The organism is Dellaglioa sp. CoH-57-MRSF-18 (assembly GCF_056781995.1).
On record NZ_JBXAXX010000003.1, the window covers coordinates 60,651 to 78,222 of the forward strand.

The 17,572-nt window shown below is 34.6% G+C and carries 18 protein-coding genes; 12 read left to right on the forward strand and 6 right to left on the reverse strand.

From position 1 onward, the window contains the following. Positions 1 to 93: 93 nt before the first annotated feature. From AC1RPG_RS04070 to recA, 7 genes are all read left to right on the forward strand, one after another. Positions 94 to 1,554 (forward strand): glycoside hydrolase family 1 protein, encoded by a 1,461-nt coding sequence (locus AC1RPG_RS04070; protein WP_481761588.1) that lies wholly within the window; start codon positions 94 to 96, stop codon positions 1,552 to 1,554. Positions 1,555 to 1,565: 11 nt separating this feature from the next. Then, entirely contained in the window at positions 1,566 to 2,237 is a 672-nt protein-coding gene (locus tag AC1RPG_RS04075) for an N-acetylmannosamine-6-phosphate 2-epimerase (protein ID WP_481761587.1), read from the forward strand. A 201-nt stretch (positions 2,238 to 2,438) separates the two neighbouring features. After that, positions 2,439 to 3,020, forward strand: coding sequence for a sugar O-acetyltransferase (locus AC1RPG_RS04080; RefSeq protein WP_409022058.1), 582 nt, complete (start codon positions 2,439 to 2,441; stop codon positions 3,018 to 3,020). Positions 3,021 to 3,241: 221 nt separating this feature from the next. Further along, positions 3,242 to 4,819, forward strand: a complete 1,578-nt coding sequence (locus AC1RPG_RS04085) for a BCCT family transporter (RefSeq protein ID WP_481761586.1) — start codon at positions 3,242 to 3,244, stop codon at positions 4,817 to 4,819. A gap of 239 nt (positions 4,820 to 5,058) precedes the next feature. Then, positions 5,059 to 5,364, forward strand: coding sequence for a rhodanese-like domain-containing protein (locus AC1RPG_RS04090; protein ID WP_481761585.1), 306 nt, complete (start codon positions 5,059 to 5,061; stop codon positions 5,362 to 5,364). A 168-nt stretch (positions 5,365 to 5,532) separates the two neighbouring features. Then, the gene (locus AC1RPG_RS04095; RefSeq protein ID WP_409022061.1) at positions 5,533 to 5,958 is read left to right on the forward strand and encodes a MarR family winged helix-turn-helix transcriptional regulator; all 426 of its coding nucleotides are present in this window, start codon (positions 5,533 to 5,535) and stop codon (positions 5,956 to 5,958) included. A 215-nt stretch (positions 5,959 to 6,173) separates the two neighbouring features. Further along, on the forward strand, positions 6,174 to 7,334 hold the full coding sequence (recA, locus tag AC1RPG_RS04100) for a recombinase RecA (RefSeq protein WP_481761584.1): 1,161 nt from the start codon (positions 6,174 to 6,176) through the stop codon (positions 7,332 to 7,334). 114 nt (positions 7,335 to 7,448) lie between these two features. Here the strand turns inward: recA and AC1RPG_RS04105 are convergent, their stop codons facing one another. The 3 genes from AC1RPG_RS04105 to AC1RPG_RS04115 all read right to left on the reverse strand — a co-directional run bounded on the left by AC1RPG_RS04105 (position 7,449) and on the right by AC1RPG_RS04115 (position 10,181). Next, on the reverse strand, positions 7,449 to 7,859 hold the full coding sequence (locus tag AC1RPG_RS04105) for a hypothetical protein (protein WP_481761583.1): 411 nt from the start codon (positions 7,857 to 7,859) through the stop codon (positions 7,449 to 7,451). Next, the gene (locus tag AC1RPG_RS04110) at positions 7,852 to 9,162 is read right to left on the reverse strand and encodes a Y-family DNA polymerase (RefSeq protein WP_481761582.1); all 1,311 of its coding nucleotides are present in this window, start codon (positions 9,160 to 9,162) and stop codon (positions 7,852 to 7,854) included. Before AC1RPG_RS04110 ends, AC1RPG_RS04105 begins: the two co-directional genes overlap by 8 nt. A 137-nt stretch (positions 9,163 to 9,299) precedes the next feature. Continuing rightward, on the reverse strand, positions 9,300 to 10,181 hold the full coding sequence (locus AC1RPG_RS04115) for a LysR family transcriptional regulator (RefSeq protein WP_481761581.1): 882 nt from the start codon (positions 10,179 to 10,181) through the stop codon (positions 9,300 to 9,302). A 136-nt stretch (positions 10,182 to 10,317) separates the two neighbouring features. Here AC1RPG_RS04115 and AC1RPG_RS04120 point away from each other — a divergent pair, with 136 nt between their 5' ends. The 3 genes from AC1RPG_RS04120 to AC1RPG_RS04130 all read left to right on the forward strand — a co-directional run bounded on the left by AC1RPG_RS04120 (position 10,318) and on the right by AC1RPG_RS04130 (position 13,693). Next, a complete protein-coding gene (locus tag AC1RPG_RS04120) occupies positions 10,318 to 11,958 on the forward strand; it encodes a malolactic enzyme (protein ID WP_481761580.1) in 1,641 nt (546 codons plus the stop codon). 29 nt (positions 11,959 to 11,987) lie between these two features. Next, positions 11,988 to 12,956 carry an AEC family transporter gene (locus tag AC1RPG_RS04125; RefSeq protein ID WP_409022066.1) on the forward strand — a complete coding sequence of 323 codons (969 nt, stop codon included), beginning with the start codon at positions 11,988 to 11,990 and terminating at the stop codon, positions 12,954 to 12,956. Positions 12,957 to 13,102: 146 nt separating this feature from the next. Continuing rightward, complete coding sequence (locus tag AC1RPG_RS04130) at positions 13,103 to 13,693, forward strand: ECF transporter S component (RefSeq protein WP_409022067.1); 591 nt, start codon at positions 13,103 to 13,105, stop codon at positions 13,691 to 13,693. An 80-nt stretch (positions 13,694 to 13,773) separates the two neighbouring features. On the opposite strand, the gene AC1RPG_RS04135 is transcribed toward AC1RPG_RS04130, so the two are convergent. From AC1RPG_RS04135 to AC1RPG_RS04145, 3 genes are all read right to left on the reverse strand, one after another. Next, positions 13,774 to 14,151, reverse strand: a complete 378-nt coding sequence (locus tag AC1RPG_RS04135) for a hypothetical protein (protein WP_481761579.1) — start codon at positions 14,149 to 14,151, stop codon at positions 13,774 to 13,776. Positions 14,152 to 14,171: 20 nt separating this feature from the next. Continuing rightward, on the reverse strand, positions 14,172 to 14,867 hold the full coding sequence (locus AC1RPG_RS04140; RefSeq protein ID WP_481761578.1) for a DNA/RNA non-specific endonuclease: 696 nt from the start codon (positions 14,865 to 14,867) through the stop codon (positions 14,172 to 14,174). Positions 14,868 to 14,956: 89 nt separating this feature from the next. Then, positions 14,957 to 15,934 (reverse strand): Gfo/Idh/MocA family protein, encoded by a 978-nt coding sequence (locus AC1RPG_RS04145; RefSeq protein WP_481761577.1) that lies wholly within the window; start codon positions 15,932 to 15,934, stop codon positions 14,957 to 14,959. A 135-nt stretch (positions 15,935 to 16,069) separates the two neighbouring features. On the opposite strand from AC1RPG_RS04145, the gene AC1RPG_RS04150 reads away from it, so the two are divergent. Together AC1RPG_RS04150 and AC1RPG_RS04155 are read left to right on the forward strand one after the other, a co-directional pair. Beyond that, the gene (locus tag AC1RPG_RS04150) at positions 16,070 to 16,747 is read left to right on the forward strand and encodes a glycoside hydrolase family 73 protein (protein WP_481761576.1); all 678 of its coding nucleotides are present in this window, start codon (positions 16,070 to 16,072) and stop codon (positions 16,745 to 16,747) included. Between the two features lie 177 nt (positions 16,748 to 16,924). Then, positions 16,925 to 17,497, forward strand: coding sequence for a xanthine phosphoribosyltransferase (locus tag AC1RPG_RS04155; protein ID WP_409022073.1), 573 nt, complete (start codon positions 16,925 to 16,927; stop codon positions 17,495 to 17,497). The last annotated feature ends 75 nt before the right edge of the window (positions 17,498 to 17,572 follow it).

Below are 17,572 nucleotides of genomic sequence, written 5' to 3' on the forward strand. Positions count from 1 at the left end.
GGTAATTTTTTTGAAAAAAACTAGTAAAACCTCTATTTGAAATAGTTCACAGATACATAAGTTAAACAAAAAACTTTGAAGGAGTGTATTAATATGTATAAAACAGATTATCCAAAAGGGTTTAAAAAAGGTTTCTTATGGGGTGGCGCAACAGCTGCAAACCAAGTTGAAGGTGGCTGGGATTTAGATGGCAAAGGGATGACTACTGCTGAAGTTATTCGTAAATCTGAAAAAAGAACAGAAATGAATCTTGGTTCTGTCACAATGAAAGTCATTGAAGAAGCGATGGACGATAAAACCACTGACCATTATCCAAAACGTCGTGGGATTGATTTCTATCATAATTATAAAGAAGATATTAAATTATTTGCAGAAATGGGTTTTAAAACATACCGGATGTCTATGGCATGGGCACGAATTTTTCCAAATGGTAATGAAACGGAACCCAATGAAGCTGGGTTAGCATTTTATGACCGCGTTTTTGATGAGTTAGCTAAGTATGATATTGAACCTGTTGTCACATTATCGCATTATGAAATGCCACTTGATTTGACAGTTAAACAAAATGGGTGGGTAAGCCGTGACACAATTGCTAGTTTTACACATTACACGGACGTTGTACTTAACCGTTTTAAAGATAAGGTTAAATATTGGTTAACGTTTAACGAAATTAATGTTAGCTCATTTGGTTTCATGGAAACGGGTGCTGTTGACAGTGAATTAACACAGAGAGAACAATTACAAATTCGGTATCAAGCTGTTCATCACCAATTTATCGCAAGTGCTTTGGTAGTTGAACAAGCACGGAAAATTAATCCTGATTTTGTGGTAGGTTGTATGCTTGCTAGAATGCAAACTTATCCATCAACGCCTAATCCAGCAGATGTTCGTGCCGCTCAAGAAAATGATAATTTAAACTTGTTCTTCACCGATGTTCAAGTCCGCGGCGAATACCCTGAATACATGAACCGCTATTTCAAAGAAAATGATGTTCATATTGTGATGGAGCCAGGGGATGAAGCTATTCTTAAAATGGGCAAAGTTGCGTTCCTTAGTTTTAGTTATTATATGTCAACGGTCACTTCAGCTGGCAAAACGGGTGATACATCGTTAGGAAATATGATTAATGGTGAAAAAAATCCTTACTTAGAAACAAGTGACTGGGGTTGGCAAATTGATCCCATTGGATTAAGAATCACATTGAATGCAATGTGGGATCGTTACCGTGTGCCACTATTTATTGTTGAAAATGGAATTGGGGCCCTAGATAAGTTAGGCGATGATGGCAAAGTTCATGATGACTATCGCATTAAGTATCTTGAAGAACATATCATTCAAATGAAAGAAGCTGTTATGGATGGTGTTGATTTAATGGGGTACACAATGTGGGGCTGCATTGATTTAATTAGCGCATCAACTTCAGAAATGAGTAAACGTTATGGGTTCATTTATGTTGATCAAGATGACGATGGAAATGGCTCATTGAAACGTTACAAGAAAGATAGTTTTGATTGGTATAAACAAGTTATTGAGACAAATGCTAGTGATATATAAAGGGAGATAATATGATGAATTTAGATGAAATAAAGAATGGGTTAGTTGTTTCTTGTCAGGCACTAGAAGGTGAACCATTATTTAGTTCATTTATCATGGGGAGAATGGCCCTTGCAGCTGAGATGGGTGGTGCTGTGGGGATACGAGCAAATTCAGTTTCTGATATTGTAGAAATTAAAAAACAAGTAAAATTACCGTTGATTGGCATAATCAAACGAGATTATGCAGATTCAGAAGTCTATATTACAGCAACGATGAAAGAAGTAGATGAATTACTGGAAACTGACGCTGAGATTATTGCATTAGATGCAACGGTTAGACAACGGCCTCATAATGAAAAGGTAACTGATTTAGTCAATAAAATTCATGAAGGAAATAGATTAGCCATGGCAGATATTTCTAATTATGAAGAAGGCGTTATGGCTGAAAAAAATGGATTTGATATGGTTTCTACAACGATGTCAGGATATACAGAATATACGGACGAAAGGGATAGCCCAGATTTTGATTTACTAGAAAAGTTAATTAAAAATCTTAAAATCCCTGTTATTATGGAGGGTCATACAACGACTCCAGAAGAAGTTAAGAGAGCATTTGATATTGGCGCATTTTCGGCAGTTGTCGGTGGCGTTATTACAAGACCTAAACAAATAACACAACTATTTGTTGATAAAATAAGTTAAATAAATCTTCTAATGATTGATGAACAGCGAATATGCTGTGAATTGTTATTAGAAGATTTTTCTGTAATAATAGGGTTAAAATTTACTCTAATTAAAATTAATCCAATTCAATTAATGTTAATAAAATAGCTTTATTTTACTGTGTTTATAGAAAATAAATTTCTATTTAACAAATCATGACATAAGTGGTATTCTTATAACATGATAAAAACTGAGAGAGAAAAGATGTCAGATGGTGAACCGTATGAGCAGTTGGATCCTGAACTAGTTGAACGACGAGAACTGATTCGGAGAAAACTGCGGACAATTAACCAGCTTGACGATAATAAGCAACAAAATACAAATATTAAAGCATTATTGGCTGATTCCGGTGAAGACTTTTGGGCCGAAACGGGAATCGAATTTGATTATGGATTTAATATTCATATCGGAAATCACTTTTATGCGAACTACCATTTAACGATGTTGGACACTTGTCCAATCACAATTGGTGATCATTGTTACATTGGACCAGACGTTGGATTTTACACGCCAGTACACCCCTTATCTGCAAAATTACGTGATGCGGATGTTGAAATGGGTAAACCAATTACGGTTGGTGATAGTGTCTGGATGGGTGGACACGTCACGATTTTACCAGGAGTTACGATTGGTAATCGAGTCGTTGTCGGCGCTGGATCTGTGGTCACAAAATCGTTTGGTGATGATCTCGTAATTGCGGGTAACCCGGCACGAATTATTCGTTATCTAGATGATAACGGTGACGTGAGTCCAGGTAAGTGATTCGATAGAATATTATAATTTACGTTATGAGTATTTGTATAAGATAGCAAAGCTAACAAGCACGCTGTGCAGATATCCCTAGTGGAGAAACTGTATCAGTGTGCTTTTTTTGTGCAATTAAAAGCAGAATTATCGGAGTGAGTACGGCGATGAATTAAAGATCGTGCTCTAAAATTTAGGAGGAAATTTTTATTTTAGAAAAACAGAATATCGACAAAAAAATGTTTTTACCGACTGTGGCATTATTTATTTTAGTATCAGTTGGATTATTACTCGGTGGGTCTGGTTTGAAGGCAGAATTAGGTTCAATAATGGATGCTATTACGGCCCACTTGAGTTGGGCTTACCTTGGTATCTATATTCTCAATTTTGTTTTCTTTTTATATATTGCATTAAGCCATTATGGCAAAATTACATTGGGTAATAAAGGCGAAAAGCCGGCATACAGTGATTTTAAATGGGGTAGTATGGTATTTGCGACGGCCATTGATGCCAGTATTTTAATGCTTAGCATGGTTGATCCACTTCGCTACGTGCAACAACCTTTGTTTGGTGCTAAAGCGATGTCTCCTGCTAATTATCAAAATGCTCACATGTTAGGTCAATTTGATTGGGGTCCAATGGCGTGGATGATGTTTGCATCTTCAGCTGTAATTATTTCATACGTTATGTACGTTAAAAAAGCGAAAGTTATGTGTGTTAGTGATGTGATTCCTATGTTAAAAGGGGATCAGCCTTATAAAAAAATCTTACGAAAAATAATTGATTTTCTTGTCGTTTTCGGTATTATGGGCGGTGTTGGTTCATCAGTTGGGATGGAAATACCTGTATTATCAAAAATTATCGCAACATTAACGGGAGTCCAAGATACAATACTTTTAAAATTAGCATTATTTGTTGTCCTGTTCAGCATTTTCACGTTAACCATGTTTAAAGGAATTAAGGGTGGGATTGATCGATTGAGTTCAGCTCATATTTGGACAGCCATTGGCTTTTTGTTAATTGTTCTGTTAGTTGGACCAACGGTTTATATTTTGAAGTCAGAAGGTAACAGTCTTGTACTGATGGTTACTCAGTTTGTAGCAATGAGTACAGGGACAGCTTCAGGATTAGGTCATGCGATTGACCCTGTTAAATCGGAAACTATTTTCTATTGGGGTTGGTGGTTAACTTTCATGCCATTCATGGGCTTATTCATTGCTAGAATTTCGCGTGGACGAACGATTCGTCAGGTGATATTAGGGATGCTTGCGTATGGTGCTTTAGGATGTATGAGTTTCTACGCAATCTTAGGTGGTTATTCACTCTATTTACAACAAAGTGGAGCTGCTGATTTAATTCATACACTGAATGTATATGGTCAAGCTGCAGCAATTGCACAAGTTATTTCAACATTGCCATTTAAATACGTAATGTTAGTTATCTATGCGATTTCATGTTTTATCTTCTTAGCAACGACGATTTCATCATCTGCATTTATCGTGTCGTCGTTTACTAGTACAAAACTCAAACCGACAGAGCAACCAAGTTTGTTTAACCGCTTGGTTTGGATGGGAATTTTCATGTTATTCTCATTTGGTATCGTCTTCGTTGGTGGTTTTAAAACAATCCAAGCTATCTGTTTATTAGCTGGGTTCCCATTAATTTTTGTGTCACTGTTATTGATTATTTCAACGTGGCAGTACTTAGCCGAAGATCGTTCAACGGAAAGTGCTCATGATTCATTGGTTAAAATTTTTGGAAAATTAAAGAAGAACTTAGTTTCTTATCAACATGTGATACATGATAGTAATAATTAAATATAAAGAGGCCACTCCGTTATTATGGAGTGGCTTTTTAGTACCCATTTTTAGTATTATGTTATAACCTACGCTGTTCCCAATTAAAAAGAGACGTAAGTCTTACCTTAGAGCCTTCTAAATCTATCAATATTAAAATCTAAATATTTGAAAAATATGAAATAAAAACATATGATAATATAGATAATAAATTGATACAGACTAATAAAAACCATAACTAAATAAAAGAGGGTAACTAAATGAACTTTGAAGATGATATTCCAACAATTACGACTACGGAACTTGACCTATTATTAGCACAAAAGCCACAGATTATTGATGTTCGAGAAGATGACGAGTTTGCTGAAGGCCATATTCCTGGGTCAATTAATATTCCGTTAGATGAAGTTGACGATTATGAATTAACAGGTAAAGCATATATTATTTGTCGATCAGGACGTCGTAGTGCACAAGCTGCAGATATCCTATTTGAAAAAGGTTATGATGTTGTTGATGTATATGGCGGAATGCTTAGCTGGCAAGGTTCAACAGTTACAGGTAGTTAAACGTTTTCAGTGATAACATATTTTTATTAAAATCGGGGACGTATTACTTGTGTATACGCCTCTTTTTACATTATAATAAGTCAAATAAACATTTATGTATTAGAAATCAATAATTTTTTGCTTTATTTTGGGTGGGAACTAAGGCGATCTATAACTAGGAGGGTCAAAATGATTGAGTTAAGTGGGACTTTCAACAAATTAAATCAGTTGTTGAGCTTGTATGGGAAACAAGATGGACTAATGAACATTAAACAATTGGGGACAATTGATACTTATTATCTAAATGCGATCGAACAGTTGAACAGTCCAACAATTGGACGCGTTTCAAAATTGTTGAATCAATCAACGCCAAATACGAATTACCATTTGAAAAAATTAATCACATTAGGATTAGTGGAAAAAAAGGCTGATATAACAGATAAACGAGTTGTTCACTTATCTGTTACGGATAAGTATAAAGGTCTAACAACTTTTAATAGTGACTTTTGGAATCAATTGGAAAGTAAATTGGAAACGCAAGTTACAGGGCAGGATCTTGCAACGTTCAGACGCGTTTTAAAAGAGACAATTAGTCAGATTGAATCGATGGAATAAGTTAAATAAATAGAAATTATTTAAGAAAATGGCGTACTTAATTAATGAGCATGCAGTATAATTGAATACATCGATACCTAGTAAGAACGATAATTGCATCGTTCTTTTTATTTTCGGTAAAGATGATTTAACGCTTGCGATATAAATTTTAATGAGGTATGATAAGTAAATGGAAACGAACAGATGTTCTACTATTGAGAGGATGGTTACTAACTATGGCTAACAGAAGTATTGCAACCGGAGACGGCAAAAGAAAAGACGGTAAAGAACGCGAAGCAGCACTAGAAAAAGCGTTATCAGCAATTACAAAAGAATTCGGACAAGGTGCCATCATGAAGATGGGGGACAAAGCTGACACGAAGATTGATGTTACTTCAACTGGGATTTTATCATTGGATTACGCATTGGGAGTTGGTGGTTTTCCTAAAGGCCGTATTGTTGAAATATACGGACCAGAAAGTTCTGGTAAAACAACAATTGCACTTCATGCAACAGCAGAAGTCCAAAAAAATGGTGGTACAGTTGCTTATATCGATGCTGAAAATGCCATGGATCCCGCATATGCAACAGCATTAGGTGTTGATATTGATGGATTACTATTATCACAGCCAGATACTGGTGAACAAGGATTAGAAATTGCAGATGCTTTGGTATCCAGTGGTGCCGTTGATCTTGTCGTTATCGATTCAGTTGCAGCTTTAGTTCCTCGTGCAGAAATTGAAGGCGAAATGGGTGACGCTCATGTTGGGTTACAAGCTCGTATGATGTCACAAGCTCTCCGTAAATTGGCTGGTTCAATCAACAAAACAAGAACAACTGTTATTTTTATTAATCAATTACGTGAAAAAGTTGGTGTCATGTTCGGTAGCCCTGAAACAACACCAGGTGGCCGTGCCTTAAAATTCTACGCAACAATTCGCTTAGATGTTCGTCGCCGTGGACAAATTAAAGATGGTACGGATGTCATTGGTAATGAAACAACTATTAAAGTTGTTAAAAACAAGGTAGCACCACCATTTAAGATTGCTGAATTAAATATGATGTACGGGTCAGGTATCTCAGCTACTGCTGATATCTTAGATCTTGCTGTTGAAAATGGTATTGCTGAAAAAGCTGGGTCATGGTTCTCATACCATGGCGAACGTTTAGGTCAAGGTAAACCAAATGTCGTTAATATTTTGGAACAAAAACCTGATATGTTACATGATATGGACCAAGAAGTTCGTGCAAAATTATTTGCACCCGATGAAGAACCTGCTAAAGAAGTTAAGGAAGAATCAGCAGCACCAAAGAAAACAACTAAAAAAGTTAAAAAAGCTGACGATGCTCCAGTGTTAGATTCAAAAATCGAAACATTAGATTTACCAGAAGCTTAATAAAAAAAATAGTAAAGTGAACCTCCAGTATTGGACCAATCCAATACTGGAGGTTTTTTTATAATTAATCAAACAAAAAAGGTAGAAGAAGTATAGTAAGTAGAAGTTATCTACTTATATACTTCTTCTACCTTCTCCATTAGTCATTTGGCTTAATGATATTGCATGAATATCATTAATTTTAACGGTGATATGATTGATAATTATATTATCTTCATACCAGCCATTAATGAGTCCCTGTATAGGTTCTAAAAGTGTATCATCCAAATTTTTATTAGTGAGATCAACAGTGACAGGGGTGGATTTAATGATTGCCAAATTGATTACTTCTGCAATTTTAGTATCATTCATCTTAATGTCATGTGTTAATTTCTGTTTTCGTGTCTCTTCGTTTAATTTTTTTGTTCGAGCCGATGTATGGTCGCTTAAATAGAATCCTTGCCATTTCATCATACCGCGATCGTGATAATCATATTTTAAAAATTGATTTATCAAATTTGCATCAACATCAGTTGTTTTACTCATAGGTATTACCCCCAGCATGGCCACCGACTAACCCAGCGCGATAAATAGCTGTTGCACCTTCAGACTTACTGGAAAGTTTTACGATCGATTTAAAACCATATTTTTTTCGTATGATGTCAATGGTATTGTCCAAGTTGTGATTCTTTTGTTCCGTATTATTAGTGTCAAACATGTCTAATTGTTGACTATTATCGTCAACTAATTTGCCACACGAAATACTAATATGTCTTAGAGCTTCATGACGCCATTTTTTTCGAAATAGGTCGATGGCATATTTTGTGATTTGGGCATTACTATTTGTTGAATCAATTTTTAATGAACTACCAAAGCCTGAATATCTTTTTCCAGAATCTGTCGTTTCGGCTAAAGAAAATCCAATGCCTAAATTAATGACAGTAGCCACTTTGTGATGAGAACGTAATCGTGCTGCTACTTGTTCTGCAATTTCACGAATAACGACTTCAATTTCAGATTGGATAACATAGTCTTTTGGTAAGACTTGGCTATTACCATAGGATTTTTCCTTGGGGGTATATTTATCATGAATGATTGAACGATCAATTCCCCAAGAAAACGCAAATAATTGGCTACCAATTACGCCAAATTTGTTTTTTAATTCATATGGGTTGAAGTGAGCTAAATCGTTCATTGAATTGATATGATTTTTTTGTAATTTTTCGGCAGTTTTAGATCCAATTGACCAGATATCGTCAAGTTGTGTTATTGGCCATAACTTATCGGGGACGTCTTCATAATGCCATTCAGCAATTAAACTATGGTTATGTTTTGCTTCAATATCCAGAGCTAATTTAGCAAGAAGTGGATTATCACCAATACCAACGGTTGTATAAATTCCTGTTTCCCCTTTGACCGCAAGTTGAATTTTACGAGCAACTTCATAGGGACTATTTCCGAAAAGTTTCCAACTAGTCGTCATATCAATAATTGACTCATCGATAGAGTATGGGTGAATATCGTCATTTGAGGCAAATTGTTGAAATAGCTTATTGATTTTTAAGTTCTCTTCTATGTAAAGATTCATTCTGGGTTGGGCAACAACTAAACGTTTATCATGAATTGGAACATCAGTAGCTCGTGATACGTTTGTGATACCAAATATTTTCTTAGCCATAGGGCTAGCAGCTAGTACTAACCCGCTACCTGTATTCTTTGCTGTAGACATAACAACGAGAATAGAGCGTAATGGATTAAGACCGCGTGCAACTGATTCGACAGAAGCATAGAAAGATTTTGAATCAATCATAAAGATGACTTTTCTAGGTTCGTTACTATAATTGTACATTCGAGGAAACCTCCTTAACATATATCCAATTATACGAACATACGTTTCTTTAGTCAATGATATTTAGTCAAGCGGTGCTATAAATAATAAAAAGAATAACTTATACCTTTATATTTAAGGTATAAGTTATTCTCTTATTAGATAGAAGGATCAATTAAAACGTCAATTAATTTTGCTTGTGTAGGCGTTAAAATATGACTTGTACGATAAACGAGTGACATTAAAAATTTAGGTTGATCTAATTCCGATAAGGGGAGTGAGACTAAATCATCTGCAGCATCCAATGCTAGTTCTGTTAAAAAACCAATACCAACATTTTCGGTAACCATTTTTTTAATAATCTGACTGTCACTTGTTGTATAGATAATCTTTGGTTTGAAATGATTTTTTGTTGTTAACTCTTTAAAAGCGATTGGATGAACAAAACCCTCATTTTGCATAATAAATTTTTCATTTCGAAGTTCAGAAAATTTAACGGATTCTCTTGAAGCAAGTGGATGATGTTTGCTAACGATAATCTTGAAGTGTTTAGATGCAAAATTTCTGGCAATTAAGCGGTCATCTTCTATTGGTTTAACGGAACCTAATAAAGCCATATCTAATGATCCGTTTATTAACTGAAGAAGTAGGGCTTGGGAACCGTTCTCAACTGTATCTAGATGATTAATCAGACCTGAATTAAATAAATTGCTGACAATTTGCGGAAAATAGTACGTTCCTATAATAGGTGGTAATCCAAATCGAACGTGCTCATTTTTAAGTTGGTTAATTTCTTGGTTAGCAATTGTTAATTCTTTGAGAATAATATTAACATGTTCAGCGAATTGTTCACCACTTGGTGTAAAAGAAACTTGATGATGTGATTGATCACGAATAATCAGATTTGTGTCTAATTCAGTTTCTAAGCGTTTCATTGCAGTTGTGATTGTTGGTTGACTAACTGAAAAAAAATGAGCAACTTTTGAAAAATTTCTCAAATTAATTATTTGTTGATAATATTCTAAATCTCGAATGTTCATTATAATCTCCTCTAAATCAACGTTTATAATCCTCATATAAATAATATTTATAGTATAACACATGTTTGACTATAATTTTTAAAGGGGTGTATTCTTGCTCTTGTAAGTTAAAGAGAAAATAAAATATAAAAAAATAATGGAGGAATTAATGATGACAAAAGCACAAGATATGTTAAATAACCCATTTGTAAATAAAGGTACAGCATTTACAATGGAAGAACGTCGTGAATTAGGACTTATTGGTATGTTACCAGCTAAAGTTCAAACAATTGAAGAACAAGCAACACAAAACTACGCACAATATTTAAGTAAAGAAACTGGTCTTGAAAAACGCCATTTCTTAATGGAATTATTCAATGAAAACCGTACACTATTTTTCTACTTAATGGGACAACATGTGGCTGAATTTATGCCAGTTGTTTATGATCCAGTTGTTGCTGATTCAATCGAAGAATACAACGAAATTTATGTAAATCCACAAAACGCTGCATTCTTATCAATTGATCATCCAGAAGATATCGAAGCAACATTAAAAAATGCTGCTGCAGGACGTGACATTCGTTTAGTCGTTGTGACAGATGCTGAAGGTATTTTAGGTATGGGCGATTGGGGTGTCAACGGTGTTGATATCGCAATTGGTAAATTAATGGTTTATACAGCTGCTGCTGGAATTGATCCTTCACAAGTTTTACCAGTTTCTATTGATGCTGGAACAAATAATGAAACATTATTGAATGATCCATTATACCTTGGTAACAAACATGAACGTGTAACTGGTGACAAATACTATGACTTCGTTGATGGCTTTGTCCAAAGTACAAAGAACTTGTTCCCAGAATTGTTATTACATTGGGAAGATTTTGGCCGTTCAAATGCTGCTAATATTCTTGAAAAATATCAAAACGAAATCACAACATTTAATGATGATATCCAAGGTACAGGGATTGTTGTTTTAGCTGGTATCTTAGGTGCTCTAAGTATCACTAAAGGTTCAATTGTTGACCAAACAGTTATTACTTATGGTGCTGGTACTGCTGGTGTCGGAATTGCTAACCAAATTATGGACGAAATGAAACGCGCTGGTGTTTCAGAAGAAGATGCTCGCAAACGTTTCTTCTTAGTTGATAAACAAGGATTGTTATTTGATGATACAGAAGACTTAACACCTGGCCAAAAAGAATTTACGCATAAACGTTCAGAATTTGCTAATGCTGATGAATTAACTTCTTTAGAAGCTGTTGTTAAAGCTGTTCAACCAACTGTTATGATTGGTACATCTACACAACCTGGTACATTTACAAAAGAAATTGTTCAAGACATGGCTTCACATGTTGAACGTCCAATCATCTTCCCATTATCAAACCCTACAAAATTAGCAGAAGCTAAGGCTGAAGATTTGATTGCATGGACTGATGGTAAAGCTTTAGTTGCTACTGGTATTCCAGCTGATAATGTTGATTACAAAGGTGTTACTTACCAAATTGGTCAAGCAAACAACGCACTTATGTACCCAGGTCTTGGATTTGGGATTATCGCTTCAACATCTTCAAGAGTTAATGGCGAAATCTTATCACAAGCTAGTCATGCTTTAGGTGGAATCGTTGATACTACAGCCGTTGGTGCTGCCGTATTACCACCAGTAACACATTTAGCAGAATTCTCACAAACAATTGCTGAAGTAGTTGCCCAAAGTGTTGTTGACCAAAAATTAAACAAAGAAGCAATTACAGATGTTAAAAAGGCTGTCTCAGATATGAAATGGACACCTAAATACTAAAAAAAGCGTAGAGAGAAGGACAATTAATTATGGTATTTTTCCAATCAATTCAAAGTGTTCTAGTTGTTGTTTTGATGATGGTACTTGGATACATTTTACAAGTTAAAGGTTGGTTCGCTGATTCATTTGGTGGCAATATCTCATCATTAATTACAAAAATTGCTTTACCAGCTTCAATTTTCGTTTCTGTTTTAAAATATTTAAAACGTGATCAATTAGCTGCATTGTCAGGTAGTTTACTCTACCCAGCAATTGCTGTTATTATCGGTTACTTAATTGCATGGGCACTTGTTCATATCTTGAACATCAAACCTGGTCGTCGTGGTATCTTCATGAATGCCGTTGTTAATGCAAATACAATTTTCATTGGTTTACCTTTAAATATTGCGTTGTTTGGCGATAAGAGTATCTCATATTTCCTTGTTTACTATATTATTAATACAGTTTCAACATGGGCATTTGGTGTTTTCTTAATTTCAAATGATGATCCAACAAAAGACAAATCAGATAAAACGAAAAAGAAAATTAACTGGGCTAAAGTAATCCCAATGCCACTTGTTGGGTTCATCGTTGCATTAATCTTCTTGGTTCTTGCAATTCCAGTTCCTGATTTTATTAGCCAAACATTAGGTTATGTTGGTGGATTAGTTACACCATTATCATTAATCTATATTGGTATTGTGTTAGCTAAAGCCGGTTTGAAGAGTATCAGATTTGATCGTGATACAGTCGTTGCATTACTTGGACGTTTTATTTTATCACCAATCATTTTAATCGCTGTTATTCTTTTAGGTACACATTTAACTGGTGCAGATTTAGCACCATTATTACAAAAAACTTTGATTGTTCAATCAGCTACACCAATGTTAGCCGTATTACCAATCTTAGCTAATGAAGCACATGGAGACGTTAAATACGCAACAAACATTGTTACAACAAGTACAATCTTGTTCATCATTGTTGTTCCTGTTTTAACGACCCTTATCTCATTCATGTAATATAAAATTTATTTAAAATAGAACGTCACTGATTACCTCTATAATTAGTGACGTTCTATTTTTTTGCATATTAAATGGTAACAATCGTTAAATCGGTTATAATAAGGGAACGGAAGTGAAATGATTAAATTTGTAGGAGTAAGTAGATGAAAACTAATAATAAAACATATCATATGAGTATTTTGGCGTTATTTATTTCAATCATTATTGTTCAAAATTTTGTGCCATTATTTGGTTACATCCCTGTTGGCCCCTTAAGCATCACAACCATTCATATCACGGTGATTGTTGCTGCTTTAGTGTTTGGCTGGAAAGATGGTGCATTTATCGGTGGTGTCTGGGGATTAATCACATTTATCAGGGCGTTTGTGTCGCCAACTAGTCCACTTGCACCCATTGTTTTTACAAATCCACTTATAGCAATTGTGCCAAGAATTTTAATTGGAATTGTGACAGCAGTCATTTTTTACTTTTTATATAAATGGTGGAAAAACAAAACGTTAGCCATGATTATTGCCTCTGTTTTTGGTTCATTGGTTAATACGGTTTTAGTTTTAGGCCTTATCTATCTTTTATATCATGGGCAAGCAGCTAATTTTTATAAAGTTGATATGGCACAATTATTACCATATATTATGGGACTAGTTGTCACAAACGGTATTCCAGAGATGATTTTAGCAGGGATTGTTGCGCCATTGATAGCAAGACCTTTACAAAAAATAGTTCGGAAAAGTTAGAGAACAAAATACACGATGCTAATAGGTAAAAATAAAAAAGTTATTAACAACGAATGATATTTCGCTGTTAATAACTTTTTTTAGTTGAATTTAGAAATAATTTTAGAATCTAATGTTCCATTTTCTAGTGCAATTAATGCGTCGATTATAGGCATATGATGAATTTCAGTATCATCTGCTAGCAGACTACTAGGAATAAAAAAGGTTGTTGAATAGTGATCACCTGCTAGATAATCACCATCAATTGTCTGACCTAAGATACAAACGTCATCCCAGTTCAAAGAGATAGTATCAGGTGTTTTTAAGAAGTTCATTGTTTCTAAAAATTGTGTTTGAAGTGAGCTGCCAGGAAATTGTAAATAGCCATCATTTGTCTGACGGATATTTGAATTAAGTAATAATTGTTGTAGCGTTTGTGGTGCTGAATCTATCAGTTGACTTTTTAATTCTGTGAACATGAATAACACACTCCTTTGAATTAACGTTTATTCAAAATAGTAACATTAAATTTAATATTGCCCCAAGAAGTTGTACTTTTACCTTGCATTTGAATTGCTTTAGGGAAAAGTGACTTACCAGAAAAAATTGGTGTTACCTGATAACGGACATGATCTCCTTTATCAACTGCTGCACGAACTGCGTTTTCATACTTGGTCATGTAGGGTGTGTTAACAGGGTTTTGATATAATGTTGCTAAATTTTCTTTTTTATCACCACTACCACCAAGTTGTCGACCGATTAAATGTCCACGGGAATGAAAATAAGGTGACAGCCCTGACACAAAACCAGTTGGTCGAATTGAAGAATCTGCTGATGACCCTCTAGATTCTAAAGCTTTAACTAAAAGAGCATTGGCCTGAGTAGCACGGCCAAGAGAGTCAAGAGCGCCGTATTTTATCCAACCATTGGCATTATCTGCAAGATCACTTTTTGAAAAGGTTGGCGCACCATTATCCACAATTCCATTAATGGCCTTGCTACTATTAATAGAACTAGTATTTGCTGTTCCTGTCCCATTTTTAACATTGACTGAAGTTGAATTGCCATTTGTTTGTAGCAAATCTTTTACAGTACTAGGTAATTTTCCGCTGAAAAGGGAGACAACTAAAATGACAGCAAGTCCAATTAGATAATTACGTGTTCGATTCTGAATATAACGTTTCTTTCGTTTCATAAAATTAACTCCAACTCTTTTTCTTTTAGTGTAGCATGGAATTAAAAAAAGTTATCAACAATTTCTAGTGATAACTTTTCAGATGAAGCTTATTTTTCAAAAGGATATTTAAAGCCCCATTGTTCACGAGCTTGTGTCATTATTGACATAACATCTGTTGTTTTTTCTAAGAATGGTTTAGGATTTAAATTACCCAAAACCATATCTTGAACATCTTTAATTTCATAATTCATGGCTTGTTTTGTATGGCCGGCAGTGATTTCTGTAGCTGTTCCATCAGATAATACAAGAGCAGCTTTATTAGCTCGAGGATAATCGTAAACAGTAAAGTAACCACCTTCATAAGCAATAATACCCATTTTAGGCATTTTAGCTCTGAATGTTAAGGCAACAGTTGCGAGTTCATTATTGGCATTTTGTAAACTAATCGTTTCAGATTCGTCAACACCTGATTCGAATAAATTCATTGCTGAACCTGTGATTTCTGGTGTGGCTGTCATGAATTGACGGACAAAGGCTAATGCATAAACACCGATATCTAATAATGCGCCACCAGCTAAATCAGGATTGAAGAAACGATTTGTTGGATCAGGATCTTTAAAACTACCAAATGAGGCTTGGACCATTTTTAGTTTGCCTAATTTTTTTTCTTCAGCTACTTCAATAATTTTTTTATAAAGTGGCATATGATAAATAGTCATTGCTTCTTGTAAAATCAAGCCTTTTTCTTCAGCTAAATCAGTTGCTTGTTTAAGTTCATCACTAGTCATGGTGATTGCTTTTTCACTTAAGACGTGCTTGCCAGCTTTAAGTGCAGCCAAGATTGTGTCGATATGGTAGTTGTGAGGTGTCGCAATGTAAACGATGTCAATTTCATCATCAGCTAATAAGTCTTCATAGTTACCATAGGCATGTGGAATATTAAATTCGTTAGCAAAAGTTTGCGCTTTTTCTAAGTTTCTTGAGCCAGCGGCATAGATTTCACCAAATGGTTGATCAAAGTAAGTTGTAAAGCTGTGAGCGATGTTACCAAGTCCAATAATTCCCCAATTTAAATTTTTTGTCATTATGTTCTCCTGTCTCATTTAAGATAGCTCAAGCTTAACAGAAATTTAATAAAAAGAGAAAAAATACGATGGTAATAGATATAGAATTAGGGTAAAATAAGTGAAACAATTAAATGTATAGGGACGGGTGTACTAATGAAAAAGAAAAATGGTCGGGGGATTTTTGTAAAGAACGGTAAAATTCAAGTTGCGAATATTGTTGTTTTAATTTTAATTCTTGGTATTATTACAGTCGTTGTTTCAATGAACGTTCATAAAAAGAATGTTGCTCGAGATGAATCTATTGCGACGTCATTATCAACCTCAAAAATTGAAGCAAGTGAATCAGCAAAAAAAGCAGCAGCAGAAGCTAAAAAACAAGCATTTATTAAGAAAGTAGCACCTGAAGCACAAAAAATGCAAAAAAAATATAAAGTCTTTTCTAGTATTACAATTGCACAAGCTATCTTAGAATCTGATTGGGGAACGAGTTCTTTAGCTAAAGACTACAATAACCTATTTGGAATTAAAGGAACGGGCGCACGTGCAAAAGATTTCAAAACTAAAGAACAAGAAAAAGATGGCACATGGAAGACGGTTACGGCTAAATTTATCGTCTTCAAAGATTGGGACGAAGCAATTATGTCTCATTCGAAATTATTAGCTAATGGAAATACATGGAATAAAACACAATTTGCTGACGTTCTTTCTGCAGCAACTTACGAAGATGCAGCAGCAGCTTTAGTAGTTGATGGGTACGCAACAGATAATGATTATAGTACAAAATTAACAGATATCATTAAACAATATCATTTAGATAAATATGATAAATAAACGGGATTAATGTCAAGTATAATAACGATAAATGAGTAGATTCAAATTGAAATTACCCTTATATTATGTTATTCTTAAGTCATTCAAAACCGGAATGTAGCTTTTTTACTTATACCGAAGTGAAAAAGCTATTTTTATACCCAAAAAAATATAAATAGCAAGAGGAGCGTACCCCACGTGAAACTTTTAGAAGACAGAATTATGCAAGATGGTATTGTATTACCAGGAGATGTATTGAAGGTCGATCAATTTTTAAATCACCAAGTTGATCCTGATTTAATGTTAGCAATGGGTGTGGAATTTGCTGAATTATTCAAAAATGAAAAAATTACTAAAATTTTAACAGTTGAATCATCAGGTATTGCCCCAGCAGTATTCGTTGGGTTACAATTTCATGTTCCTGTTGTCTTCGCACGTAAAAATAAGAGCGTTACGATGCAAAATGATTTATATTCTGCTTCTGTTTACTCGTACACAAAGAAAGTTGAAAATACAATTGCCGTTGCCAACAAGTTTTTAGGTGAAAACGATCGTGTTTTAATCATTGATGACTTCTTGGCAAATGGCCAAGCAGCTGAAGGACTCTTCCAAATTTGTGACGAAGCTAAGGCAGAAATTGCTGGAATTGGAATTGTAATTGAAAAATCATTCCAAAAAGGTGCCGAATTAATTCATGAACGTGGCGTACGTTTAGAATCACTTGCTAAAATTTCATCATTTGATGGTGATCAAGTTCATTTTGAAGATTAAATTAACGAAAAGAGCGCAAAATGTGCTCTTTTTTATTTTCTTATAAAATTGTTAAATTATGGTTGTTAAAACTTG

Coding starts and splice junctions, on each gene's coding strand:
- AC1RPG_RS04130 (WP_409022067.1), top strand. CDS start 13,103: ATGAAAACTAATAATAAAACATATCATATGAGTATTTTGGCGTTATTT.
- AC1RPG_RS04085 (WP_481761586.1), top strand. CDS start 3,242: ATGTTTTTACCGACTGTGGCATTATTTATTTTAGTATCAGTTGGATTA.
- AC1RPG_RS04110 (WP_481761582.1), bottom strand. CDS start 9,162: ATGTACAATTATAGTAACGAACCTAGAAAAGTCATCTTTATGATTGAT.
- AC1RPG_RS04105 (WP_481761583.1), bottom strand. CDS start 7,859: ATGAGTAAAACAACTGATGTTGATGCAAATTTGATAAATCAATTTTTA.
- AC1RPG_RS04075 (WP_481761587.1), top strand. CDS start 1,566: ATGATGAATTTAGATGAAATAAAGAATGGGTTAGTTGTTTCTTGTCAG.
- AC1RPG_RS04135 (WP_481761579.1), bottom strand. CDS start 14,151: ATGTTCACAGAATTAAAAAGTCAACTGATAGATTCAGCACCACAAACG.
- AC1RPG_RS04115 (WP_481761581.1), bottom strand. CDS start 10,181: ATGAACATTCGAGATTTAGAATATTATCAACAAATAATTAATTTGAGA.
- AC1RPG_RS04080 (WP_409022058.1), top strand. CDS start 2,439: ATGATAAAAACTGAGAGAGAAAAGATGTCAGATGGTGAACCGTATGAG.
- AC1RPG_RS04140 (WP_481761578.1), bottom strand. CDS start 14,867: ATGAAACGAAAGAAACGTTATATTCAGAATCGAACACGTAATTATCTA.
- AC1RPG_RS04070 (WP_481761588.1), top strand. CDS start 94: ATGTATAAAACAGATTATCCAAAAGGGTTTAAAAAAGGTTTCTTATGG.
- AC1RPG_RS04120 (WP_481761580.1), top strand. CDS start 10,318: ATGGAGGAATTAATGATGACAAAAGCACAAGATATGTTAAATAACCCA.
- AC1RPG_RS04150 (WP_481761576.1), top strand. CDS start 16,070: ATGAAAAAGAAAAATGGTCGGGGGATTTTTGTAAAGAACGGTAAAATT.
- AC1RPG_RS04090 (WP_481761585.1), top strand. CDS start 5,059: ATGAACTTTGAAGATGATATTCCAACAATTACGACTACGGAACTTGAC.
- AC1RPG_RS04095 (WP_409022061.1), top strand. CDS start 5,533: ATGATTGAGTTAAGTGGGACTTTCAACAAATTAAATCAGTTGTTGAGC.
- AC1RPG_RS04145 (WP_481761577.1), bottom strand. CDS start 15,934: ATGACAAAAAATTTAAATTGGGGAATTATTGGACTTGGTAACATCGCT.
- recA (WP_481761584.1), top strand. CDS start 6,174: ATGGCTAACAGAAGTATTGCAACCGGAGACGGCAAAAGAAAAGACGGT.
- AC1RPG_RS04125 (WP_409022066.1), top strand. CDS start 11,988: ATGGTATTTTTCCAATCAATTCAAAGTGTTCTAGTTGTTGTTTTGATG.